Origin of the sequence: Pseudarthrobacter sp. WHRI 8279, from assembly GCF_040224115.2 — a bacterium.
Lineage (GTDB): Bacteria > Actinomycetota > Actinomycetes > Actinomycetales > Micrococcaceae > Arthrobacter.
Map to the genome: position 1 here is coordinate 4,114,093 of NZ_CP168162.1, position 22,982 is coordinate 4,137,074.

The 22,982-nt window shown below is 66.3% G+C and carries 21 protein-coding genes; 5 read left to right on the forward strand and 16 right to left on the reverse strand.

Features of this window, described 5'->3' with window-relative positions:
- Positions 1–141 precede the first annotated feature (141 nt).
- Complete coding sequence (gene aceB / locus ABRP28_RS18940) at positions 142–1,794, reverse strand: malate synthase A (RefSeq protein ID WP_350000774.1); 1,653 nt, start codon at positions 1,792–1,794, stop codon at positions 142–144.
- 262 nt (positions 1,795–2,056) lie between these two features.
- A complete protein-coding gene (aceA, locus tag ABRP28_RS18945; RefSeq protein WP_350000772.1) occupies positions 2,057–3,373 on the reverse strand; it encodes an isocitrate lyase in 1,317 nt (438 codons plus the stop codon).
- A 148-nt stretch (positions 3,374–3,521) separates the two neighbouring features.
- Between aceA and ABRP28_RS18950 the strand changes: the two genes are divergently transcribed.
- Positions 3,522–5,036: a helix-turn-helix domain-containing protein gene (locus tag ABRP28_RS18950; protein WP_350000770.1), complete on the forward strand. Its 1,515-nt coding sequence runs from the start codon at positions 3,522–3,524 to the stop codon at positions 5,034–5,036.
- Here ABRP28_RS18950 and ABRP28_RS18955 read toward each other — a convergent pair.
- Both ABRP28_RS18955 and ABRP28_RS18960 read right to left on the reverse strand, forming a co-directional pair.
- Positions 5,033–5,452 carry a hypothetical protein gene (locus ABRP28_RS18955; protein ID WP_350000768.1) on the reverse strand — a complete coding sequence of 140 codons (420 nt, stop codon included), beginning with the start codon at positions 5,450–5,452 and terminating at the stop codon, positions 5,033–5,035. The two genes, ABRP28_RS18950 and ABRP28_RS18955, sit on opposite strands and share 4 nt — an antisense overlap.
- Positions 5,453–5,756: 304 nt before the next feature.
- Positions 5,757–5,903 carry a hypothetical protein gene (locus ABRP28_RS18960; protein WP_374152892.1) on the reverse strand — a complete coding sequence of 49 codons (147 nt, stop codon included), beginning with the start codon at positions 5,901–5,903 and terminating at the stop codon, positions 5,757–5,759.
- Between the two features lie 507 nt (positions 5,904–6,410).
- On the opposite strand from ABRP28_RS18960, the gene ABRP28_RS18965 reads away from it, so the two are divergent.
- Positions 6,411–7,706, forward strand: coding sequence for a serpin family protein (locus ABRP28_RS18965; RefSeq protein ID WP_350000766.1), 1,296 nt, complete (start codon positions 6,411–6,413; stop codon positions 7,704–7,706).
- Positions 7,707–7,856: 150 nt separating this feature from the next.
- On the opposite strand, the gene ABRP28_RS18970 is transcribed toward ABRP28_RS18965, so the two are convergent.
- The 4 genes from ABRP28_RS18970 to ABRP28_RS18985 all read right to left on the reverse strand — a co-directional run bounded on the left by ABRP28_RS18970 (position 7,857) and on the right by ABRP28_RS18985 (position 10,808).
- Positions 7,857–8,729 (reverse strand): hydroxymethylpyrimidine/phosphomethylpyrimidine kinase, encoded by an 873-nt coding sequence (locus ABRP28_RS18970; protein WP_350001572.1) that lies wholly within the window; start codon positions 8,727–8,729, stop codon positions 7,857–7,859.
- A gap of 70 nt (positions 8,730–8,799) precedes the next feature.
- Positions 8,800–9,195: a hypothetical protein gene (locus ABRP28_RS18975; RefSeq protein WP_374152893.1), complete on the reverse strand. Its 396-nt coding sequence runs from the start codon at positions 9,193–9,195 to the stop codon at positions 8,800–8,802.
- Positions 9,196–9,209: 14 nt separating this feature from the next.
- Positions 9,210–10,124, reverse strand: a complete 915-nt coding sequence (locus tag ABRP28_RS18980; RefSeq protein ID WP_350000762.1) for a TIGR01777 family oxidoreductase — start codon at positions 10,122–10,124, stop codon at positions 9,210–9,212.
- A 27-nt stretch (positions 10,125–10,151) separates the two neighbouring features.
- Entirely contained in the window at positions 10,152–10,808 is a 657-nt protein-coding gene (locus tag ABRP28_RS18985) for a TetR family transcriptional regulator (RefSeq protein ID WP_350000760.1), read from the reverse strand.
- 184 nt (positions 10,809–10,992) lie between these two features.
- On the opposite strand from ABRP28_RS18985, the gene ABRP28_RS18990 reads away from it, so the two are divergent.
- Positions 10,993–11,736 (forward strand): queuosine precursor transporter, encoded by a 744-nt coding sequence (locus ABRP28_RS18990; protein WP_350000758.1) that lies wholly within the window; start codon positions 10,993–10,995, stop codon positions 11,734–11,736.
- Here ABRP28_RS18990 and ABRP28_RS18995 read toward each other — a convergent pair.
- From ABRP28_RS18995 to ABRP28_RS19020, 6 genes are all read right to left on the reverse strand, one after another.
- A complete protein-coding gene (locus tag ABRP28_RS18995; protein ID WP_350000756.1) occupies positions 11,733–12,488 on the reverse strand; it encodes a dienelactone hydrolase family protein in 756 nt (251 codons plus the stop codon). The genes ABRP28_RS18990 and ABRP28_RS18995 overlap by 4 nt on opposite strands.
- A 93-nt stretch (positions 12,489–12,581) precedes the next feature.
- Positions 12,582–13,889, reverse strand: a complete 1,308-nt coding sequence (tgt, locus tag ABRP28_RS19000; protein WP_350001570.1) for a tRNA guanosine(34) transglycosylase Tgt — start codon at positions 13,887–13,889, stop codon at positions 12,582–12,584.
- 157 nt (positions 13,890–14,046) lie between these two features.
- Positions 14,047–14,775 carry an SRPBCC domain-containing protein gene (locus tag ABRP28_RS19005; protein WP_350000754.1) on the reverse strand — a complete coding sequence of 243 codons (729 nt, stop codon included), beginning with the start codon at positions 14,773–14,775 and terminating at the stop codon, positions 14,047–14,049.
- An 83-nt stretch (positions 14,776–14,858) separates the two neighbouring features.
- Complete coding sequence (locus ABRP28_RS19010; protein WP_350000752.1) at positions 14,859–15,902, reverse strand: DUF6707 family protein; 1,044 nt, start codon at positions 15,900–15,902, stop codon at positions 14,859–14,861.
- Between the two features lie 88 nt (positions 15,903–15,990).
- Positions 15,991–16,530: an NUDIX hydrolase family protein gene (locus ABRP28_RS19015; RefSeq protein ID WP_066273708.1), complete on the reverse strand. Its 540-nt coding sequence runs from the start codon at positions 16,528–16,530 to the stop codon at positions 15,991–15,993.
- Positions 16,531–16,613: 83 nt separating this feature from the next.
- Entirely contained in the window at positions 16,614–17,342 is a 729-nt protein-coding gene (locus tag ABRP28_RS19020; protein WP_350000750.1) for a VOC family protein, read from the reverse strand.
- A 112-nt stretch (positions 17,343–17,454) separates the two neighbouring features.
- Here ABRP28_RS19020 and ABRP28_RS19025 point away from each other — a divergent pair, with 112 nt between their 5' ends.
- Together ABRP28_RS19025 and ABRP28_RS19030 are read left to right on the forward strand one after the other, a co-directional pair.
- Positions 17,455–18,057, forward strand: a complete 603-nt coding sequence (locus tag ABRP28_RS19025) for a YdeI/OmpD-associated family protein (protein ID WP_350000748.1) — start codon at positions 17,455–17,457, stop codon at positions 18,055–18,057.
- A 139-nt stretch (positions 18,058–18,196) separates the two neighbouring features.
- Positions 18,197–20,155, forward strand: a complete 1,959-nt coding sequence (locus ABRP28_RS19030; RefSeq protein WP_350000746.1) for a glycoside hydrolase family 32 protein — start codon at positions 18,197–18,199, stop codon at positions 20,153–20,155.
- A gap of 79 nt (positions 20,156–20,234) precedes the next feature.
- Here the strand turns inward: ABRP28_RS19030 and ABRP28_RS19035 are convergent, their stop codons facing one another.
- Both ABRP28_RS19035 and ABRP28_RS19040 read right to left on the reverse strand, forming a co-directional pair.
- Entirely contained in the window at positions 20,235–21,392 is a 1,158-nt protein-coding gene (locus ABRP28_RS19035) for an ABC transporter ATP-binding protein (RefSeq protein ID WP_350000744.1), read from the reverse strand.
- Entirely contained in the window at positions 21,389–22,978 is a 1,590-nt protein-coding gene (locus tag ABRP28_RS19040; RefSeq protein WP_350000742.1) for an iron ABC transporter permease, read from the reverse strand. Before ABRP28_RS19040 ends, ABRP28_RS19035 begins: the two co-directional genes overlap by 4 nt.
- Between the last annotated feature and the right edge of the window lie 4 nt (positions 22,979–22,982).

Sequence of the window (22,982 nt, forward strand, 5' to 3'; positions counted from 1 at the left end):
GGCACTTGGCGGCAGTAGTTTTCTAAAACACTGCCAGCAAATGCCATCTCGCGGGGATGGTGCTCCGCCGCCGGGCCGGCCCTCCGGATTTCGGAGGTGCCTGTTGCGAAGGGCGTGCCGGCCCGGCGAACGGAATTCTGGTTATGCGGCGGCGAGTTCCTCGACCGTGGCCTTCTCGCGGGCTTCGGTCAGGTACCGCGCATAGGCGGGGAGGGTGAGGAAGGAGGGGAAGTCCCGGGCCATCGTGACCTCCTCGAAGATATCGCGGGCGTCTTCGAAGCGGTCGCCGTCGAAGCGTTCCAGCCGCGCGAATTCCTCGTCCAGGAGTTCCTCGATCCAGTGGTGGGTGACGATTTCGCCGCGGTCCGTGATGGCGCTGGCAAACATCCACTGCCACAGTTGCGAGCGGGAGATCTCGGCGGTGGCTGCGTCCTCCATGAGGTTGTGGATGGCCACCGCGCCATTGCCGCGCAGCCAGGATTCGATGTAGCGGATTCCGACTTCGATGTTGTTCCGGATGCCCTGTTCGGTGATGGTGCCTTCGGTGGCGGCCACGTTGATCAGGGCGCGGTCATCCGGGATCACGTCGTCCCGGGTGCGGTCCAGCTGGTTGGGCTTGCTGCCCAGGATGGAGTCGAACACCTCGCGGCACACCGGCACCAGGTCGGGGTGTGCCACCCAGGAACCGTCGAAGCCGTCGTTGGCCTCGCGGGTCTTGTCCGCGCGGACCTTCTCCTGGGCGTTGGTGTTCGCCGCCTCGTCCTTGCGGTTGGGGACAGCTGCCGCCATGCCGCCGATCGCCATGGCGCCCCGCTTGTGGCAGGCGCGGACCAGCTGCTCGGTGTAGGCGCGCATGAATGGCTGGGTCATGGTTACCTGGCTGCGGTCCGGCAGGACGAAACGCGGGCCGCGGGTGCGGAAGTTCTTGATCAGCGAGAAGATGTAGTCCCAGCGGCCGGCGTTCAGGCCCGCGGCGTGGTCCCGCAGTTCGTAGAGGATTTCCTCCATTTCGAAGGCTGCGGTGATGGTTTCGATCAGCACGGTGGCGCGGATGGTGCCCTGCGGGATGCCGAGCAGGTCCTGGGCCAGGATGAAGATGTCGTTCCACAGGCGGGCTTCGAGGTGGTTCTCGATCTTGGGCAGGTAGAAGTACGGGCCCGTGCCCTGGGCCAGGAGGCGGCGGGCGTTGTGGAAGAAGAACAGGCCGAAGTCCACGATGCCGCCGGCGATGGGTTCGCCATCGATCAGCATGTGCTTCTCCGGCAGGTGCCAGCCGCGGGGGCGGACCACGATGGTGGGCAGGTCACCCGCCGGACGGAGCTTGTATTCCTTGCCCTCTGGGGAGGTGAAGTCGATGCGCCGTTCCAGGGCGTCGGTCAGGTTCAGCTGCCCCTTGATGACGTTGCGCCAGGTGGGGGTGGAGGAGTCCTCCATGTCCGCGAGCCACACCTTGGCACCGGAGTTCAGGGCGTTGATGGTCATCTTCTTGTCCACCGGCCCGGTGATTTCCACCCGCCGGTCTTCCAGGCCGGGGGCCGGGGGAGCGACGCGCCAGGAGGGATCGTTGCGGATGTGTTCCGTTTCGCGGAGGAACCGGGGATCCTGTCCGGCAGCGATCTCAGCCCGCCGCGTCCGGCGTGCCTGCAGCAGCTCCTGCCGCCGCGCCGCCGTCGTCCGGTGCAGCTTTGCTATGAAAGCCAGGGCATCCGGGGTGAGTACCTCATCCTGCCGGCAAATCGGCTGCGCAGTCATGGTGATGCCATTGATGGTGAAGCTGTCAGTGAAGCTGTTCATTTCTGTCTCCTTAAAGACGAAAAGGGAAGTTCGACGGCGGCACTTGCCTGAGTGGGTGGGGCCGGGAAGGGACATCCTCCGCGTGCTATTCCCCATCCCCGTCGTAGGACCTCGCATAGCTCGGTCGACGGCGGGGACAGGGCCCCTTTTACGCACGCTTCCGGATGTCCCTTCCCGGCCCGGTGGCGGTCACACTGAGGTGAGTGCCGCCGTCGTGCCCTTCGGTGAGTCAAGCGAACAATTCACCTTGGGCGGGAAGGTTTTAGTGGAACTGGCCCTCTTCGGTCGATCCGACCAGTGCGAGGGTGGATGCGTTCGGGTTGAGCGCAGTGGCGATGTCGTCGAAGTAGCCGGTGCCGACTTCGCGCTGGTGCTTGGTTGCGGTGTAGCCGCGGGACTCGGAGGCGAATTCCTTTTCCTGGAGCTCGACGTAGGCGCTCATGCCTTCCCGGGCGTAGCCGTGGGCGAGATCGAACATCGAGTAGTTCAGGGCGTGGAAGCCGGCAAGGGTGATGAACTGGAACGTGAAGCCCATGGCGCCAAGTTCACGCTGGAACTTTGCGATGGTGGCGTCGTCCAAGTGCTTGCGCCAGTTGAACGACGGCGAGCAGTTGTAGGAGAGCATCTGGTCCGGGAACTCGGCCTTGACGGCTTCGGCGAACTTGCGGGCCAGCTCGAGGTCCGGGGTGCCCGTTTCCATCCAGATGAGGTCCGAGTAGGGGGCGTAGGCCTTGGCGCGGGCAATGCAGGGTTCGATGCCGTTGCGGACCTTGTAGAAGCCTTCGGCGGTGCGCTCGCCGGTGATGAATTCCTGGTCCCGCTCGTCGACGTCGGAGGTGATCAGCGTGGCTGCCTCGGCGTCGGTGCGGGCGATGACCACGGACGGGGTACCGGCGACGTCGGCCGCGAGGCGTGCCGCGTTCAGTGTGCGGACGTGCTGCTGGGTGGGGATGAGCACCTTGCCGCCAAGGTGGCCGCACTTCTTCTCGGATGCGAGCTGGTCCTCCCAGTGAACGCCTGAGGCGCCGGCCTGGATCATGGACTTCATGAGCTCGTAGGCGTTCAGCGGACCGCCGAAGCCTGCCTCGGCGTCGGCAACAATCGGGACCATCCAGTCCTCAACGGTCTGGACGCCTTCGGAGAACTCGATCTGGTCGGCGCGGAGCAGGGCGTTGTTGATGCGGCGGACCACCGTGGGAACGGAGTTGGCCGGGTAGAGGGACTGGTCCGGGTAGGTGTGGCCGGAGTTGTTGGCATCCGCGGCGACCTGCCAGCCGGAAAGGTAGATGGCGCGGAGTCCGGCTTTGACCTGCTGCACGGCCTGGTTGCCGGTCAGGGCGCCAAGGGCATTGGTGTAGCCGCCAGTCTTGTGCTCTTCGGTCAGCTGCTTCCACAGCTTCTCGGAGCCGCGGCGGGCCAGGGTGTGCTCTTCGGAGACGCGGCCGCGGAGGCGGACGACGTCGGAAGCCTTGTAGTCCCGGGTCACACCTTCCCAGCGGGGGTTGGCGGCCCACTCGAGCTCCAGGGCGGCGGCCTGCTCTGCGGGCGTCTGCTGGGTGGGCTCAAATGCTGCAGTCATCGTTGATCTCCTTGATTGAGCTCCGGAATCGGTAGGCGGGAACTGCGCCTTTGCAGTTCCCGCCGGCTTCCCGGTGCGGTGTTTCTTTCCGTGATCACTACTTTTCAGCACTTTCAACCACCTTTCTAGAGAAAATCTCTGGAAAGAATTGCACTTCTTCACGTATTCTTCAGAAATGACGCCTGGAAGCTGGAACAGAGAAGTCTCGCCGCAAGCACCCTCCGCCGCGTCCGCTGGCCTGGACGTCATCAGCTTGGGCCGGCGGGTCAGGCATCTGCGCAAGCAGGCTGGACTGACCCTCGATGACCTCAGCGCCGCCGTCGGTACGGCGCCCAGCCAGCTGAGCCTGATCGAGAACGGAAAGCGGGAACCCAAGCTGGGGCTGCTCCAGCACCTGGCCTCCGCGCTCAACGTCAGCATCGACCAGCTTCTTGGTGCGGAGCCGCCCAGCCGCCGCGCCGCCCTTGAAATTGAGTTGGAACGCTACCAGCGCAGCCCGCTGTACGAGACGTTGAACCTGCCGAAAATCCGCATCAGTTCGCGGCTTCCGCTGGATGTGCTGGAGGCCCAGGTGGGCCTGCTGCATGAGCTGGAACGCAAGATGAACGAGCAGGTGGCCACCCCTGAGGAAGCCCGCCGGGCGAATGGCGAGCTGCGGGCCATGATGCGCGAGCGCGGCAACTATTTTCCGGAATACGAGGCCGAGGCGCAGAAGGTCCTCAAGGCCGTGGGCTACACCACCGGTCCGCTCAGCCAGCACGTCATCGCGGACATTGCCGAGAACCTTGGATTTACGCTCCACCATGTGGGTGACCTGCCGCATTCAACGCGGTCAGTGACGGACTTGAAGAACCGCAGAATTTATCTGACGCAGAGCCAGCGCCAGGACCATGACCCCCGATCGGTGCTGCTGCAGGCGCTGGGCCACTACGTCCTGGGGCATGAAACCCCGAAGAATTACGGCGACTTCCTGGCCCAGCGCGTTGCAACGAACTATTTCGCGGCCGCGCTCCTGCTCCCCGAGCAGGCCACCATGGAATTCCTGCACAAGGCCAAGGCGGCCAAGGAGATCGCGGTGGAAGACATCCGCGATGCTTTTGCCGTGTCCTACGAAACGGCCGCCCACCGGTTTACAAACCTCGCCACCCAGCACCTGGGCATCACCACGCACTTCCAGAAGACCCACCAGAGCGGGATCATCTACAAGGCCTACGAGAACGACGGCGTGGCGTTCCCCCAGGACCACACCGGCGCCATCGAGGGCCAGCCGTCATGCAAGGCGTGGACGTCCCGGGCAGTGTTCGACGTCCCGGACAAATTCAGTGCCTACAGCCAGTACACCGACACGCCCTCGGGGACTTACTGGTGCACCGCCCGCACCGAACGCTCCGCCACCGGGGAGTTTTCGCTGAGCATAGGGGTCCCGTACCAGCACGTGAAATGGTTCCGGGGGCGGGAGACGACGGCAAGGGCCAAGTCCACCTGCCCGGATCCAAACTGCTGCAAACGACCGCCGGCCGAACTTGCGTCGCACTGGGCCGGCAATGCGTGGCCTTCCGCGCGTGCCCATTCGCACCTGCTGGCCGCAATGCCGCCCGGGGCCTTCCCCGGTGTGGACGAGACCGAGGTGTACAGCTTCCTTCAGGCGCACTCGGGAAGCTAGCCAGCGGGGGCAGCCGTGACGACGTTAGCCGTCTCCGCGCCGCCGGGTGCCGAGCGCATGTCCAGGCAGATGATGTCCGTCAGGATGCCGTTTACTGCCCGGTACGATTCCGGATTGCCGGACCACCGGCCGGAATCGTGGAGAAAGCGCAGGAACGTCGTCAGCGAATAGGTGGCCACGATGCCTTCATAGACGGTATGGATGATGAGGGACGCCAATCTTGCTGCGACCTCGGCCGGGTCGAGGGCAGTGATGGAACGCTTTTCACCAAACTCAGGGTAGAAGCGGAAGAAGAGCTTCAGGCTCGCCAGCACCTCTTCCACGTCTGTGCTGAAGGGGCGCTGGACGTACCAGCAGATGAAGGCCGGGGCCAGGGTTTCCAACTCCCGGACGTTGCCCGATGAAGGGGTGGCCACTTGCGGTGCGGAGGCTTTGAAAGGGTCTCCTGGTTGGTTCCGTACATGGTTCGTTCGTCCCGCCCGTCGGCGCTGGTTCCTGCCCACAGTGATCCTCGCTTCCTTCCGGCTCTCCTGGTCCTCCAAACAGTAGGGAGGAAACTCTCAGCCCTGCGACAGCCTGAAGCGCGTATGTGGATAAGAAGCCGAAACCTGACCTAATGCCTGCCCGCTTGTGTTGGGCTTTCCCGCAACGCGCGCTCACTTTCCAGACGAAAGTGATGGGGCGTTGGCGGATACGCGGCGGGAAGTGATGGGGCTTGGGTCAGCCCTGCAGCGCCCGGTACGCGTCCGCTGCCGCCGGGTGCAGGGGGACTCCGACGGTATTGATGAGGCTTTCTGCGCCGAGGAACTGCACGCCCAAGCTGGACTGGGGGATCAGCTCGGCGGCGGAGTGCACCAGCAGCTGCACCCGTCCGCTCCACGGTGGCGTTGTCCAGGTCCCTGCGGCACAGGAGCAGGTTGGGCGCACCCACCGTCCACACGGCCGGCACCCCCGGGTAGCTTCCCTCGGGGATAAGGACGCGGTCGTAGATGCCGCCGTACCGCCGCCGCAGTTCCGGCAGCAGGCCGGACAGGTCCAGGAAGGCCAGCGCGACGTCCTGTTGGGCTGCGGCGATGGCTGCGGTGGGGAATCAGCCGGACCAGAACGGGGCATCCACCTTTTCCGTTTTGAGGGCGGCAATCCCATCGTTCAGGCCAGGGTTTTCGACGACGGCCGTTCCACCCGGAGGCGCAGCGCCACATGCTGAGGTAGCCCGCGCTAAGTGATAGAGCGTCCAGGCGGTGCGGCGTCCCGCGCGCGGGAGACCAAATCGAGCGCAAAGCGTGATCCTGCCGGCATGGTCCTCCGCCGTCGTCGCTGTTTCACTGGGAGGAGGCGGATTCCCGCCCGCGGCATGCCGGGGAGGCAATAGAGATGTTTCGTTTTCAGCGGATGATCGCGTGGGGTGCCTTGATGGGACTGGCAGGGTGTGCGGCGCCAGGCCCGTCCCCGGCCCCGGAGCTCCTCACGGCCGACGGCGTCGAGCGGGTCTATGTGGACCGGGAGGAGTACGCCGCTGAACTGCGCTCCTTCCGGGCTTCCGCGCTTTTCCTCGGCGAAGCATTGCTGGCCGACGGCGGCGACGGCGCAAACGGGAACGTGGTGTCCTCGCCCGGGAGCCTCCTAATTGCCCTCGCCATGCTCCGTGCAGGTGCCACCGGTAAAACCGCTGCCGAGATGGACAGCATCCTGCAATTTCCTCCCGAGACGCGCGATGAGGCCATGAACGCGGTCCTCCGCTCGCTCGAAAGGTTCGACGGTGACCCCGGTGCGGTGGATGAGGAGAACCCGCCGCAGAAGCCGGTCATGCACTCGGCCAACGGCCTGTTTGTAGATACAGACGTGCCTACCGGACAGCCCTTCCTGAATACCCTGGCCCGGCATTATGGGACCGGCGTTTATCCCGTGGATTTCAGTGATGAGGGTGCAACGAAGCCCGCCATTGATGCCTGGGTGAACAGGAGCACCGGCGGCAGGATCAAGGAAGCCCCGGCGGAGTACGACCCCAACAACACTTTCAGCCTGCTCAACTCGTTGTACTTCGCCTCTGCCTGGAGCGCACCGTTCGATCCGAACGCCACCTCTGACCTGCCCTTCACAACAGCGGTGGGCGAGGAAATCAACGTGCCCGCCATGCACAACGAACTGAGGATGAAATATGCGGAAGGCGCCGGCTGGCAGGGTGTGGATCTTCCCTATGCCGACGGTTTCGTCATGCGGCTGGTCCTGCCCGAAGAGGAGTCCGCTCCCGCTGGCAGTCCCGTCTCTGCGGCCTTCGACGTGACGAAACTTACCGAATTCGCGGACACGTTTGATACCGCCCGGCCCGCGTCAGTCCAAATCCAGCTGCCGCGCTGGGACCACAAGTCCAGTTTTGACCTCCGCAAGGTCTTCGAGGCGCTGGGACTAGAGAACATGCTCGGCACCACGGATGACTTCAACAACATCCAGCCGCAGATGATGATCACACAGGCCGCCCAGGCGGCCAACATCACTGTGGCCGAAAAGGGCACCATCGCCGCCGCGGTGACCCAGATCAACGGCGAGGCCACCAGCGCTCCGCCGGAGCCCGAGCGGACCATCGCGTTCGACAGGCCGTTCCACTACCAGATCGTCCACGTTGAAACTGGGCTGCCGCTGTTCATGGGAACTGTAACCGACCCCAGGTGAATGAACGTCCCGCGCTAGGCCGGTTTTGTCCCCGGCCGTCAGACGCTCCATCAGCTAATGCACGAAATGACGGAACCCTCTTGCATTCTGTGCAGGAGGGTTCCGGAAAAACGCACATTAGCTGAGAGAGCGTCCGGGGCTGGTGGCGGGTTAGCGGGCGCCGCCCTGCCACAGCGCATCAAACGGAGCGCCGGACGCGACGCGGTTGCGGATCCCCGCGATGACAAAGTCCTTGGCTGTGCGTGCTGCGTCGAGCGGCGATGCCCCCTTGGCGAGTTCGGCAGTCACTGCGGCAGCCAGCGAGCAACCGGCGCCGGAGACAGCCACCTCGCCCACCTTGGGCGCGCTCAGGACTTCCAGGGTTTCGCCGTCGTAGAACACGTCGACGGCGTCCGGGCCCTCAAGCCGCACCCCGCCCTTGGCGAGCACGGCCGCGCCGCTGATTTCGTGGATGCGGACGGCGGCGGCCTTAAGCGACTCGACATCGGTGATTTCCAGACCGGAGAGCGACTCGGCTTCGAAGTGGTTGGGCGTGACAAAGGTGGCCAGCGGCAGGATCTGGGCCTTGAGGGCCTGGTCCGTATCCAGCGCATGCCCGGGCTCCTGGCCCTTGCAAATCAGCACCGGATCCAGGACCACATTGCTAAAAATGTTGGCTTCCAGCGCATCAGCTACCGTGCTGATCGTGGCGGGGCTGCCCAGCATCCCGATCTTGACGGTGTCCAATACCGGCCGGCCGGGTACGGACTTCCCGTCCGGGGCCGGACCGTAGGCCGCCGTGGTCGCCTCCAGCTGGTCCGCGATGACCTGCTGGTCTACCGGGACAAAGCGGTGGTTCCACTGGTCGTTCGGGTTGAACGAGACGATGCAGGTCAGGTTGGCGATGCCAAACACGCCGAGCTCCTGGAACGTTTTCAAGTCGGCCTGGGCGCCGGCGCCGCCAGTGGCCTCGGACCCTGCAATGGTCAGGACAACTGCCGGAGCAGCAGCGGACTGTGGTGCGTCAACGGAAACGGAAGTCATGGCACCATCCTGCCATCCGGCGTCGTCCGCCCGCTTTGTGGGGCTGTACAGCATCCGGATGTGCTGCTGGTCAGGGTTCCAAGACCGCCGCAGCTGGCGGCGGCCCAGCGTCGTGGCCGTGCTCCGCTTCATCGGGCACCTTGACGATTAGGACCACGGCCGAGCGGCCCAGTGCGGCGCAAAATCCGGCCCATAGCACTAAGCCCCACATCGAATACCACCGGGTGCCAATGAGGAAGAGAAGCGTCACCATGCCGGTGACGATGCCGGCCCCACCTATAGCGAGGATGTGAATCCATTGGTTGCGGACAGTCCGCAGAAGCATCCCCGCCAGAAGGGCCAGCGGCATGCCGAGTAGCAGGGCCGCTCCAATTGAGAATACGTACCCCGGGGGACCGAACGGCAGGCCAAAGACAAAGACAGTAAGGGCGGCGCCGAGGAGGAAGGCGGCGGGGCCGAAAGTCACCCTGTGCGGCCGGCTCACCTGGCTTTGGCGATCTGCTGCAGCGCGCGGCCCAGTTCTGGCTGGCTGTAGACGAAGCCCGCGTCCAGCAGCTTCTCCGGCTGGACCCAGCGGCTCTTCAGGACCAGTTCCGTCTCTGTCCGGATCAGTACGGCACCGAGCCGCAGCAGCCAGGCAGGAGTGGGGATGCCGAACCGGGCCCCGTAGGCCCGGCGGACCATGCACATCAGTTCGCGGTTTGTCACTACATCCGGCGAAGCCACGTTCACGGGCCCGGTAATGTCCTTCCGGGCATGCAGGAAACGGACACACCGGTACAGATCCTCCACATGGATCCAGCTGAATTTCTGCGTGCCTGGTCCCATCCGGCCGCCCAAGCCCAGCCGGGCCAGGTTGGCGAACGGCCGCAGCGCGCCGCCGCCGCGGCCCAGGACGATGGCGATCCGCAGCGGAATCTTGCGTGTCCCCGGCGTCACGGCGGCGTCGAGTTCCGCTTCCCAGGCGCGGGCAACGTCCACGGAGAATCCCGTTCCGGGTTCGCCGTCACGTTCCGACTGCGGGCGGTCGACGGCGTTGCGGTAGATGGTGCCGGTGCTCGCGTTGAGCCAGGTGGACGGCGGCTGCCGGCAGAGTGCGATGGCACGGCCAAGTGCCGCCGTGGTGGAAACGCGGGACTCCAGTATGGCGGCCTTGTTCCGGTCGTTGTAGCGGCAGGAGACTGAGCGTCCGGCGAGGTTGACGAGAAGTTCCGCGCCGTCCAGCACGCGGGCAAGGCGGACGTCGTCGTCAGCCCACGCGGCCGACGGTGCGCCCTTGGAACCTCTGCGGCCAATAGTGCGCACGGTCCAGCCGTCCTTCTCGAACCGCGCCCGAAAATACCTGCCGATGAAACCTGAGGCTCCCGCCAGTACCACCGTTCTGGTGCCGCTCATTTTTCCCCCAAATGTGTTTGTTGCGGTTTAGCCGCGGATGCTGCGGCTCAGGCTCAGGAAATCGTCGAGGATCCTGCCCACGCCCGGTATCCGTGCCAGTGAGAGTCCCCGAGTGATCAGCGGAACGGCACCATCCACCAGCCGCCTGGTCCGCTGCTGCCCTTCGGAGGTGTCGTAGACCCAGAAGAGGGTGACGGCCATATAGCAAAGCCACAGCAGCTCCGGAAGATCGGACCTGAGCTTTTTAGGTGCCTGAGGCTTCGCTGCCTCAACTGCCGTGCGGAAGATGGCCAGCGACGCCTCGCGGGCCGCCGTTGAACCGGCTGCGAAAGGATTTACCGGGGACGTCGGGCGGATGGCCGTAGCTATGAAGTCGCCACCAAACCGGTGGTAGGGGGCCATGGCGTCCAGGCCTGTATGGAGGGTGGCCTTGAGCCGGCCGGTGAGGTCGCCAGCATCCTTGAGCGCTTCGGCAGCCCTGGCGGCATGCTCCGCCTGTACCTGCAGATACAGCTCCTGCACCAGGTCATCCTTTGATGCGAAGTAGTAGTAGGCATTGCCCACCGAGATGCCGGCCTCGGCTGCGATGGCCCGCATGGTGGTTTTGGCGAAGCCGATCTCCCGGAACATCCGCAGGGCGACGTCGGCCACCAGCTGGCGCGTCTGCTCGCTCTTTACGGTCATGGGCTTCCCTCAATTTGAACGTGTTCAAGAAAAGTACCACATATTTGAACACGTTCAGATTGAGGCTCATCGCACTGCCTCGCAGCGGCCGCTCCAGCAGTGGGAGAATTAGGGGACAGTGCTAATACAGCCGGTGTTCCCGCCCCTCGGGTACCGAGCGAACCACTACGAACGGACCTCCGCAATGACCCCAGCTTCAGGCCACCACGCCCTGCCCCAGACCCCTCCAGTTCCGGACCGCCCCCGGTTCGCCTCAATCGGCTCCCCGTACTTCGGCATCATGCTGGCGGTCATGGCCGTTGTGCTGATCCTGTCCAACATCGGGGCGTCCAAGGGGGTGGCGATCGGGCCGATCATCACGGACGGCGGCTTCTTCCTCTTCCCGCTGGCGTACATCCTGGGAGACGTCATCAGCGAGGTCTACGGCTTCAAGGTGGCACGCAAAGCCATCCTCACCACCTTTGCGCTGTCCGTCTTCGCATCGCTCTGCTACTGGGCGATCATCGCCCTTCCCGGCTTCGATGACGAGTTCGGAACGTCCAAGCAGGCCGCCCTGGAGGGCGCGCTCGGCCCGGTTCCGCAGATTGTGCTGGCATCGCTGCTGGCCTTCCTGGCCGGGCAGACCATCAACTCCTGGATCATGGTGCGGATGAAGGCCCGCTCCGGCGAGAAGTCCCTGTGGGCCCGCATCATGGGTTCCTCGGTGGCCGGCGAGTTTGTGGACACACTGATCTTCTGCAGCATCGCCGCCTCGGTCATCGGGATAACGGATGCCGCGACCTTTGTGAACTACGTGGTGGTGGGCTTCGTGTACAAGACCCTGGTGGAGTTCATCCTGGTCCCGGTGACGTCGCTGGTGATCCGGTGGGTGAAGAAGCGGGAACCCAGCTACGGGGTCCCGGCGGCAGCGGTGACGAACGCCGCCTAACCGCTGCCCTTGAGGGTCCCGTCCAGCAGGGCCCGCAGTTCCCGGAAGTGCCGTTCCGTCGCCTCCTCGTGGAAGGCCGACGTGTCAGCCATGGAGTAGCCATGGGACGCGCCGCTGTAGACCTCGTTGCTATGCGCGAGGCCCGCCGCGTCGAGAGCCGCCCCCAGCCGGGCGACGGCGTCGGGCCGCATGCTTTGGTCATGGTCGGCGTGGCCGAACACGAACCGCGCCTTCGCCCGGCCCAGCCCCAGGTGCGGGCTGTCCGGCTCGTCTGTTGCCAGCCCTCCGCCGTGGAATCCGCCACAGGCTGCCACCACTTCCGGGTGTGCCGTGGCGGTGCGCACCGCGAGCCTGGCGCCCATGCAATAGCCAAAGGCTCCGACCGGACCCGGCGCAACGCCGTCGAGCGTTCCCAAGGCCGCCACCCAGGCATCGATGTCCGGCAGCGCCTTGTCCGTGGTGAGGCGCCCCACCCGGGGAAAGGCCACCTTGCCGGCCGCCTGCCTGCCCTCCGGCGTGGCCATGTCCCCGCGCGGCGCCAGTTCCGCCGCTGTCCCTTCGCGGTAGAAGACGTTGGGTGCCAGGACCACATAGCCCCAGTCGGCAACGCGCTGGGCCATGTCCCCGATGCGCGGCCGCAGGCCGAAGGCGTCCATGTACAGGATGACGCCGGGGAACGGACCGGTGCCCGTGGACGGGCGCGCCACCAGGGCGTCGGCGGTGCCTTCAGCGGCAGGGATCTGGATCAGCATCGGCTCAGGATACCGGAGCCGAGTACGACGGCGGTCCTCCGGCGGCGTGCCGCCGCTTGCCAGCGCGTGCGGCCGCTTGCCGCGCCAGGCAGGCTACGAGTAGTACTGCCCCAGCGTCTCCGCCTTGAAGTCGAAGAAGGTCCCGTCCTCGATGGCCAGGCGGGCGTCGTCCACCATCTTCACCACGAACCGTTCGTTGTGGATGGAGATCAGCGTGGCGGAAAGCATCTCCTTTGCCTTGAAAAGGTGGTGGATGTAGGCCCGCGAGTAGTTGGTGCAGGCGTAGCAGTCGCAGCCGTCCTGGAGCGGGCCGAAATCGCGCTTGTACTTGGCCCCGGAGAGGTTGAAGCGTCCCTGCGGCGTGTAGAAGGCAGAGTTTCGGGCCACCCGCGTGGGGGAGACGCAGTCAAAAGTGTCCGCACCGTTCTCGATGGCCGTGAAGATGTCGTCCGGCTCGGAGATGCCCAGCAGGTGGCGCGGCTTGTCCTCGGGCAGTTCCTCGTTGCACCAGCGGACAATTGTGCCGAGGTTCTCCTTTTCAAGTGCCCCGCCGATGCCGAACCCGTCGAACGGCATGGCGCCCAGGTCCCGGCAGGCCTTCCGGCGCAGGTCCTCGTACTGCGCGCCCTGGATCACGCCGAACAGGGCCTGGTACGGCTTGCCCGTCCGGGACGACGTCAGCCGGAAGTGCTCCTCGAGGCAGCGGAGCGCCCACAGGCGGGTGCGCTCCAGCGACTCCTCCTGGTACCTGCGGGAGTTCTGCAGGGTGGTCAGCTCATCGAAGGCGAACATGATGTCCGCACCGATCTGGTGCTGCACCTGCATGGAAATTTCGGGGGAGAACCGGTGCCGGTCGCCGTTGAGGTGGCTCTTGAACCACACGCCGTCGTCGTCTATGTGGGCGAGGCGTTCCTTTCCGGGGGCGACGGCGTCATCCGGGCCGGGCGCGCCCGCGGCAGTAACGGTGTTCATGTCAATGACCTTCTTGAAACCCGAGCCCAGGCTCATCACCTGGAATCCGCCGGAGTCCGTGAAGGTGGGCCCGGACCAGTTCATGAAGGCACCAAGGCCGCCTGCCTCGTCCAGGATGTCCGCGCCCGGCTGCAGGTACAGGTGGTAGGCGTTGGCCAGCACAGCCTGCGCGCCGAGGTCCGCTACGGCCTCGGGCAGCACCGCCTTGACGGTGGCTTTGGTTCCGACGGCGATGAACGCCGGGGTCTGGATTTCACCGTGCGGCGTGGAGATGGTGCCGGTCCGTCCCAGGAACTGGCCGCCGTTGGAGGCAACCTGGGCAGCGGATGGCGGGCAGCTCTCACCGAGGCGGGTGCCCACCCGGAAGGAGAATTCCGCCTGCCGGCCCGGCAGGGCGCTGGCCGGAGTGCTGGAGGCCGCGTCAGTCAGGGCAGTTTCAGCCGGGGCGGCGGCGGCAGGGGAGGGGGCTGGGGCGGGGTTGGCTGGCACCGTACAAGTGTGCCAGCATTCTGCCCCGTCCCGGCAACCGCACCGGCTACCGCCTGGCAGGCGACGCTACCGCCCGGCAACCGGGCCGTCAGCCCCGTCAGCTGACCGGTTCGGACGCGGGGTAGTTCTCAGCCCGCCAGGCATCCCAGGAGGAGCGCGCCGATTCGAGCCTTGCGGCGCCCAGGTCGTAGGTGGAAACGATGACCAGGGACCCTTCACCTTCCTCGCGCACGTCCTTGATCGCCGGATGGTCGGCCACCACAAGGAGTCCCTCTCCATGCTCGGCATAGTCGTGGACAGTGAGCCCCACCTGGTGGCTGGTCTTGTACCAGACCGTCCCGCTGATCTCCTCGCCGGTTCCCAGCTTCACCTTGTAGTTTTCCCCCGGCGCCGGGAGATCGGAAAGTCCAAGCTTTTCGATCGCGGAGCCCTGCCCCTCCGTGAGGTGCAGGAACAGGGTGTGGCGCTTGCCGTGCGGATGGCGTTCCAAGGCAAAGCGGAGCTGCTGCAGGAACGTGAGCCAGCCCTGGGTGATGTCCTCGTCCCAGGCAGCCCACTCGGAATCGTGGTCCAGCGCTCCCCGGGTCACGCTGACCTGCGTTCCGTTGGGCACGGGCTTCAACTCAAAGACGTCCCCGCCATGGACGGTAAGGCTGGTGTGGTCGGGCGACTCCTGGACATCGCCGGAGAAGTAGATCTCCTTGATCTCGGAGTCCAGGTCCTCTGCCTGCCAGCCATGCCATTGGGCTACCTTGGACGGTTCACGCAGCATGGTCCAGACCTGCGGCGCGTCGGCGTTGATCACTACGCTGAGATTGTTCGTCATAGCCCCGAATGTACAACTCCGGCCCGGCGCCGGGTAGGGGCCAAATTACCTAACCAGGCGCCGGCGCCCCGTGAGGCCCGGCGTCAGGCGCGGACGGCCTCAAGCTCATTGCTGATGCGCCGCTCCAGCTCGACCATGCCAATGGTTTCGGAGCCGCCGTGGGCACGCAAAAACAGCAGGGACTCCAGCCGCAGCAGCCGCCATTCGCGCTCGGCGTCATGGTTGGAGTTGTCGATGGAGCGGAAGATTTCCTTGTCATACAGGTTGGGCTCATTGAGCGAGCGCTGCCGTACCTTGGCAGCCATCCTGGCCTTGAACGGGTCCGTTTCCTGGTTTTCCGGGGTCCGGATCAGCTTCTCATACACCTCGGCACGCTCCGGCTGGCCGTTCTGGCGGCAGATGTAGCTGGAGAGCGCCAGGGATGCCTCCACGGATGCCCATCGGCCGGGGTTTCCGTCGAAGGGGAGGACGTTGAGGAGGTCCGCCACCGCCAGCGAGCCCTCGGCATCCTTGAGGGTGATGAACAGTTCGTGGGCAAGATCGCTCAGGTCCTTCAGGCAGCTGCCGGACTTGAAGTTGACGCCCTTCGCCAGCCGGTCGGACAGCAGCAGGACGCCCATTGCGTCAGGGTGGGCTTCCGCCGCAGCCTCCACCACGGATTCCGGGGTTCCCTGCGGGGCGGGAATCAGTGCCAGGTCCTCTTCGCTGGGTCCGTTGAAGGCAGGCGGAACCGGCGGGAGGGGAGGCACGACGACGGCGGGAGCGGGGGCAGCGCCAGCAGGCTCTTCGCGGAGCTGCCTGGGCTGCTCCTGCCCTGAGCCCTGCCCAGCCTCCTGCGCTGCGTCCCTCACTGAGTCCTGCCCAGGGCGTGGTGCCCGCGGAAGCTGGGTGACGGCGTCGGGGTTTGCGTCCACCACGGTCACCGTGGTGCCCACGGCGATGCGCAGGGTTCCGCCGCCGGTAAGGCTGGCGAGCACCAGCGCGGGCGCTCCGAAGTCGTCCCGCTCAAGCTCAACCTGATGGACTTCCGCCGTCCGCCCGCCGTCGGGCAGGACGATGTGGGTGCCGGTGGTCAGAGATCCAGCCTGCTGTTCAAGATGGTGCCTGGCGGCTGGTGTTTCGGTCATGGGAGTCCTTAGGTTCTCTTGCGGTCCGCCCTACAGTCTACAAAGGCGGGCGCCTAAAATCGGGGACCCCCAGGTTCCGCGGTATGTGTCAGAAGCCAACGCCGGCGAAGGCCAGCGCCTGGCGGATGAGGCTGCCGCGGCCGCCCACGAACTCCATCTGGACGCCGGGGCTGAGGACTTCCTCGGGGGTCATCCAGGTCAGCTCCAGGGCATCCTGGCGGGGCTCGCATTCGCCCGTTACCGGGATGACGTAGGCCAGGGCCACGGCGTGTTGCCGCTCGTCCGTGAAGCCGGTCTGGGACGGCGCCGGGAAGTATTCCGCAACGGTGAAGGGGACCGGGCTGATGGGCAGCTGCGGGAACGCCAGCGGTCCCAGGTCCTTTTCCATATGCCGCAGCAGGGCAGCGCGGATGGTTTCACGGTAGATGACGCGGCCCGAGACCAGCGAGCGGACCATGGTTCCGTCCTCGTCAGCCTGGAGGAGGGTTCCTACTTCGTTGACGAAGCCCAGCGGGTCCAGCCTGACCGGCACAGCCTCCACGTACACCATGGGCAGCCGCCCGCGTGCCTCAAAGAGGTCTTCTTCGGAGAGCCAGCCGGGATTCGGGTCAGGGGTGCGCACGTTCATGGTTAAGTTCTACCCCATGGGACGCTGCGTGACGGGTGGGACTCAGCTGCCGGCGGAATGCGTCGGTTCTTGCGGTCTCTCTGTCATGGGTGGCGCTGCGAGATCCAGAGCGTCGCCGGCACGTGTGCAGCTGCCCCGGCCCCGGCATCGGGGTTGGCAACATGGAGGGTGCGCGCGAAGGCTTCCTCCGTGATGCCGGCCTGGATACCTGCCGAGGCGAGCCGTTCCCGCAAAGGCTCCAGCCCGCCGTCGTACTCAAAACCCAGGCCGGAACGCGGCGTTCCCGAGGCCGGGCGGACCATCAGGACACCGCCGTTCTTGGCGGTGAAGTCAGCGGTGTCGTCCTGGTCCGGAACCGGGCGCGGCCGGGCGCCCACCTGATGCAGGGTGCGGGAGGCGGACGCAGGATCCTCCGTGAACCAGACCCCGACGACGGCCAGGGCAGGATCGGCGTCGGCGCGCGGGGCGGCGTGGGCGGCTTTGTCCGCAAGGAAGCTGAAACCGTCGGGGGCCGTGATCCGGCAGGATTCGCCGTGGTCTGCGGTGACCAGTCCGGCCGGCGCAGCCCCGTCCGCTTCAGCGGCCAGGTTGGTCCGCCGGGCGAACTCCGCCAGGTCTCCCACCTCCACCGCCAGGGCTGTGCTGCCGTCCTGGGCACCATCGGGAACCGCGTGGAGGGCCAGTCGTCCCGAGCCTGCGTCGAAAACCTGCCACCCGGCGTCGTCCTCGGTCCGGACCATGCCCAGGGCGGTGAGGAGCCGGTCCCAGGAATCCATCCTGGACGTGAAGTGGAGGGGGCGCACACGGAGCATCGGTTTTTCCTTAATCCTCGGTAGCCAGGACCTTTAGGCCCATGATGCCACGCCACCGGCCCTTGTGGAGAGGGGCTGCAGCGATGCCCGGGTGCGGGGGCAGAATAGGGTCATGGCCGTTGAACTTGAGGAGCTGCTGCTGCCGGACGCGGCGGCGTGGCGCAGCTGGCTGGAGGCCAACCACGGCACCAGCCCGGGGGTGTGGCTGGTGCTGCACAAGAAGGGCGGAAACGCCACGGAACTGGATTACGCCGCGGCGCTGGATGAGGCCCTGTGCTTCGGCTGGATCGATGGCCAGGCCCGCCGCCGTGATGAGCAGACGTCCTTCCAGCGGATGACGCCCCGCCGGCCCAGGAGCCCGTGGTCCGCGAGGAACGTGGGCCATGTGGCGCGTCTGGACGCGGCAGGCCGGATGACCGACGCCGGATGGGCGGCCGTGAACAAGGCGAAAGCCGACGGCCGCTGGGACAATGCGTACGGCGGCCAGGCGGTGGCCGAAGTTCCAGAGGATCTGGCGGCTGCCGTCGCCGCGGTTCCCGCCGCCCAGGCGATGTTCGATGTCCTCACGGGGACAAACCGGTTCGCGATGATCTACCGGGTCAACTCCGCCGTGCGGCCCGCTACGCGCGAGAAGAGGATTGCCGAATTCGTGGCGATGCTGGCGCGCGGGGAATCGCTGTATCCGCAGAAGAAGCGCCCGGACGGCCTGGGCTGACCGCAGGGGAAGGGGATCCGGGAATCTGTGCCCGGTTGGGTTCCTGCCGGCATACCTGTAAAATTGACGGTTCACTTGCGCTGGTGCCGTTCCCCTGCTGGGGAGCGGCACTTGTGCGTTCAGCGACGGATCGAAAACCATGCCCCGAAAAATCCTCGGCCCCGTACCCCCTGCCCTTACACGCCGGCCCCTGATCTGGGTGGGTGCCGCCCTGGCCGCTGCCCTGGTCCTGGTGGCTTCCCTGGTGCTCGCCGGCAATGCCCGGACAGGCCCGGCGGCCGTTGCCGGCCGCGTTTTGGACAGTGTTGCGTCCGCGCAGGACACGGCCAGGGACGCCACCGGCAGCTACGCGACGCTCTGGTTGGAAGGCGGCGACACCACGCTGGTGGAACGCAGCGGCACGCTCGATGCTGAGGGCGCGGAGGATGTGCGCAGTATTGAATGCGGCGGGGGCTGGCTGGCGGGAGCGCGCGTGGACGGCAAGGTCTTCCTGCGAAGCAGTGCGGCCGCGGACACGGTTGAGGATGCTGCAGCGGTGCGTCTTCCGGACTGCGTCAGCGCTGAGGCGCGCGATGCCCTGCTCGCTGACCTCGGCGTGGACAGGACCTGGCCGGAGCCGGCTGCGGACCGCTTTGAGGCGCCCGCGGGGGAGTACCGCCCGGCCTACCACCTCACCCCGGACCAGCGCTGGATGAACGATCCCCAAAAGCCCTTCTTCCTGGACGGCCGGTGGCACTACTACTACCTGTACAACGCCGACTATCCGGAAGGGAACGGCACCGAGTGGTTCCACGCCACCAGCACCGACCTGGCCAACTGGAAAAACGAGGGCGTGGCCATTGAGAAGTTCCGCAACGGGCTCGGCGACATCGAGACCGGCACAGCGGTGGTGGATGCGGAGGGCACCGCCGGATTCGGTGAAGGAGCCGTAATCGCGGTGCTCACCCAGCAGCACGACGGAGTCCAGCGGCAATCACTGTTCTACTCCACGGACAACGGCTACAGCTTCCAGAACTACGATCAGAATCCGGTGATGGACAACCCGGGCGAAGAGCACTGGCGTGACCCCCGCATCGTCCGGGACGACGCCAACAACCAGTGGCTGATGCTGCTGGCCGAAGGCCACAAGATCGGCTTCTACACCTCCCCGGACCTCAAGGACTGGACCTACGTTTCCGCTTTTGAGCGCGACGGGCTGGGAATTCTTGAGTGCCCGGACTTCTTCCAGCTGGACGTCGATGGGGACCCGTCCAAACGGACCTGGGTGCTGGCCGCCAGTGCCAACGGTTCCGGGGAAGGCCGCACCACGGGGCTGGCGTACTGGACGGGAAGCTGGGACGGGAAGGGCTTTGTGCCGGATGCCGGAGGCCACCAGTGGCTCGACGGCGGAACGGACTTCTACGCCGCCGTCACCTGGGATGACCCGCGCCTGACGGACGGGCAGCGGAAGGCTTCGCGGCACGCCATCGGCTGGATGAACAACTGGGCGTACGCCCGGGAACTGCCCACCGGGGAGTGGTTCGGGGCGGCTTCCGTGGTGCGTGACATCCGTCTGGTGTCCGACGGCGGGCGTCCGGTTTTGGTCTCGGCGCCCACCCCTGCGCTGGAGTCCTTGGAGGGCAATCCGGAACAGATTCCCGCGGGCACCGTCCAGGAAGGTGCGGGGCAAGAGCTGCCCGTTCCGGACAGCGGCGCGTACAAGGTGGACCTGGAACTTGAAAAACCCGCATCCGGCAGCGGTGAAGCGCGCGTCCTCCTTGAGAGCGGCGGCAAGGCCTACGCCACTGTGGGCTACGACTTCACATCCGGGCAGGCCTTCGTGGTCCGGGACGGTGACGCTGTGGCGCAGGCTGGGGGAGGGTCGGCTGAGGGATACCGGAAGGTGGGCTCGGTCAAGGGCAACACCGGAGGGGACACGGTTCGGCTGACCGCTTATCTTGACCGGTCTTCCGTGGAAGTGTTCGTGGACGGCGGCCGCGGGACGCTGACGTCGCTGGTCTTCGCGCCGGCGGGGGCCAAGGAGGTCCGGCTTGCGGCGTCCGGCGGTGCCGTCAGCGTCAGGAGCGGCACCATCACGCCGCTTGCTGCCATCCGCTGACCTGAAAGGTCCCGTACTGCCGTGTTGTTCAGGAATCGAGCTTGTTCAGGAATTGAACCTGTTCAGGAATCCAGCCTGTTCAGGAATCGAGCGGGAAGGCCACGCCTTCGCCCACCACGCGCAGGCACAGCTCCATGCCCGGCCGGGCGATGGACGCGTTCCAGTGCCGGATGGCGATAATCTCGCCGCCGCCGGGGTAGCGGTGGTCGCGGCTGGCGGCGAGCTGCGGCGGAACCGAGAGCTTCAGCCGGACGGTGGTTTCCGGGCCGAAGTAGTCCGTGTCCACCACCACCCCGCGGATGGCGGCGTCCTCGGCAATCCGGATCTGCTCCGGCCTCAGCATCAGCTGCACCCGGCCCTGCGCCGGCGGCCTGCGGACGGGGATTGCCCCCAGGGAGCAGGTGGCCAAGGACCCCTCAAGCCAGGCGTCCAGGATGACGGCGTCGCCCAGGAATTCCGCCGTGGCACGGTCCGCGGGGCGGGTGTACACCACGAACGGGTTGCCGATCTGGGCGAGTTTGCCGCCGCGCATAACGGCCACCTGGTCCGCGAAGGACAGTGCCTCGGCCTGGTCGTGGGTGACCAGGATGGTGGTGACCCCTGCCTCGTTCAGGACCTTGGCCACTGCACGGCGGGTAGCCACCCTGAGCCCCGCGTCGAGTGCGGAGAAAGGTTCATCAAGGAGCATCAGTTCCGGCTCGCGCGCCAGGGCCCGCGCCAAGGCAACCCGCTGCTGCTGGCCGCCGGACAGCTGGTGCGGGCGGCGCTTGGCCATGGCCGAGTCCAGGGACACCATCTCGAGCAGCTCGCTGATCCGTCCCGCCACTGCCCGCCGGCCGCCCGGCAGGCGGTCCTGGTCCAGTCCGAACGCGATGTTCTGCCCCACGCTCAGGTGCGGGAACAATGCGCCGTCCTGTGCCACGTACCCAATGTGCCGTTTGTGCGCCGGCACCCACACGCCGTCGCCCGCCACCTTGGTGCCGTTCAGTGCGATGCTGCCCGTCTCGGGATGCTCAAAACCGGCAATCAGCCGCAGCAGGGTGGTCTTGCCCGATCCGGAGGGTCCCACGATGGCTGTGGTTCCGCCCCTGGCCACGGAAAGGTTCACGCCCTTCAGGACGGCCTGGTTGCCGAAGTTCTTGGTGACATCGGTGATTTCCAGGTGGCTGTTGGTGGTGGGTGCCACGGACGGGGCTACCCGCGGCTCCGGCAACCTGGATGGGGCTTGTTCTGTCACTGTCCGGCTACTTTCTTGGACTGCTGGAAGAGGAGGTACGTCATGGGGGCGGAGAGCAGGATCATCAGCAGCGCATAGGGGGCGGCGCCGGCGTAGTCGATTTCGCTGCTCTTGCTCCAGAACTCGGTGGCAAGGGTGCGCGTCCCGTTGGGGGACAGCAGCAAGGTGGCGGTGAGTTCGTTGGCGATGGCCAGGAACACCAGCGCCGCACCGCCTGCGGCTGCCGGCGCCGTCAGCCGCAGTGTCACCCGGATAAAGGACACCAGCGGCGGCTTGCCCAGCGCCTGCGCCGCTTCGTCCAGTTCCTTGGGTGCCTGTGCCAGGCCGGCCCGGAGGTTGACCAGGGCGCGGGGCAGGAACAGCAGCACGTAGGCCGCCACCAGCACCCCGGCGGTCTGGTAGATGCCCGGAACCACCCGGATGCTCACCGTGACGAAAGCCAGGCCCACCACTATGCCGGGCAGCGAGCTGGTGATGTAGTTGGAGAGCTCCAGCGACTTGCTGAACCAGCCGGGATGGCGGACAGCGAGGTAGGCCATGGGGAACGCCACCACGGTGGTGGCAAGGGCGCCCGCCAGGCCGTAGCCGAGCGTTGTGAGCAGGGCCGGGAGGAATTCGTCCCCGGCCCAGGCGGCCGTTCCGCCCGAAGCCACCCAGCGCAGCACAAAGAACAGGGGCAGGCCGAACGCCAGCGCCGTGAGCGCGAGCAGGAACAGCTGCGCCGGAACCTGGTACACGTGCAGGGGCAGGCGCAGCGCCCTGGCCTGGGCTCCGGGGCCGATGCGTGCGTACCGCGCGGTCCCGCGGCTCCGGACTTCAGCCAGCAGCAGGAGCAGGCAGAAAAACACCAGCACGCTGGCCAGCATGTTCCCGGCCGCACCGTTGAAGGTCGACTGGTACTGGACCATGATCGCCGTGGTGAAGGTATCGAAGCGGATCATCGCGAACGCCCCGTACTCGGCCAGCAGGTGCAGGGCCACGAGGAGCGCGCCGCCGGTCATGGCGATGCGGAGCTGGGGGAGGACCACCCGGAAGAAGGTACGCCAGGCGCCGAGGCCCAGCGCGGCCGCGGATTGCTCAATGGCCGGGTCCAGCCGGCTGAGGGCGGCAGCGGCCGGAATGTAGACCAGCGGGAAGTAGGAGAGCGTGGCGATCAGCACGCCGGAGCCCAGGCCGCCAAGGGACGGAATGGCGGAAACCCAGGCGTAGCTGTTGACAAATGCCGGGATGGCCAGCGGTGCAGCCAGCAGTACCGCCCAGACCCGTGCACCCCGCAGCGTTGTGCGTTCCACGAGCCAGGCACCTGCAACCCCCAGGATCAGGCACAGCGGGACGGTGCAAACCATCAGCAGGACGGTGTTCAGCAGCAGTTCGGCCACGCGCGGCCGGAAGACAAGTTCGACGGCGGTGTCCCAGCCGGTTGCCACGGTCATGTAGGCCACGTAGCCCAGCGGGACCAGCGAAAACAGGGCAATCAGCACCGCCAGTGCGGACACCGCAGAAACGCCGAAAGGCGGGCGGGGGCTGCTGCCCCGGCCCGCCGTCGTCGTGCTCCCCCGTGGGGGAGCCGATAGATCAGGTGTCACGAAA

Coding starts and splice junctions, on each gene's coding strand:
- ABRP28_RS18985 (WP_350000760.1), bottom strand. CDS start 10,808: ATGACCGTAAAGAGCGAGCAGACGCGCCAGCTGGTGGCCGACGTCGCC.
- ABRP28_RS18965 (WP_350000766.1), top strand. CDS start 6,411: ATGTTTCGTTTTCAGCGGATGATCGCGTGGGGTGCCTTGATGGGACTG.
- ABRP28_RS18970 (WP_350001572.1), bottom strand. CDS start 8,729: ATGACTTCCGTTTCCGTTGACGCACCACAGTCCGCTGCTGCTCCGGCA.
- ABRP28_RS19020 (WP_350000750.1), bottom strand. CDS start 17,342: ATGCTCCGTGTGCGCCCCCTCCACTTCACGTCCAGGATGGATTCCTGG.
- aceA (WP_350000772.1), bottom strand. CDS start 3,373: ATGACTGCAGCATTTGAGCCCACCCAGCAGACGCCCGCAGAGCAGGCC.
- ABRP28_RS18990 (WP_350000758.1), top strand. CDS start 10,993: ATGACCCCAGCTTCAGGCCACCACGCCCTGCCCCAGACCCCTCCAGTT.
- ABRP28_RS19015 (WP_066273708.1), bottom strand. CDS start 16,530: ATGAACGTGCGCACCCCTGACCCGAATCCCGGCTGGCTCTCCGAAGAA.
- ABRP28_RS19005 (WP_350000754.1), bottom strand. CDS start 14,775: ATGACGAACAATCTCAGCGTAGTGATCAACGCCGACGCGCCGCAGGTC.
- ABRP28_RS18980 (WP_350000762.1), bottom strand. CDS start 10,124: ATGAGCGGCACCAGAACGGTGGTACTGGCGGGAGCCTCAGGTTTCATC.
- ABRP28_RS19025 (WP_350000748.1), top strand. CDS start 17,455: ATGGCCGTTGAACTTGAGGAGCTGCTGCTGCCGGACGCGGCGGCGTGG.
- ABRP28_RS18995 (WP_350000756.1), bottom strand. CDS start 12,488: ATGCTGATCCAGATCCCTGCCGCTGAAGGCACCGCCGACGCCCTGGTG.
- ABRP28_RS19030 (WP_350000746.1), top strand. CDS start 18,197: ATGCCCCGAAAAATCCTCGGCCCCGTACCCCCTGCCCTTACACGCCGG.
- aceB (WP_350000774.1), bottom strand. CDS start 1,794: ATGAACAGCTTCACTGACAGCTTCACCATCAATGGCATCACCATGACT.
- ABRP28_RS19010 (WP_350000752.1), bottom strand. CDS start 15,902: ATGACCGAAACACCAGCCGCCAGGCACCATCTTGAACAGCAGGCTGGA.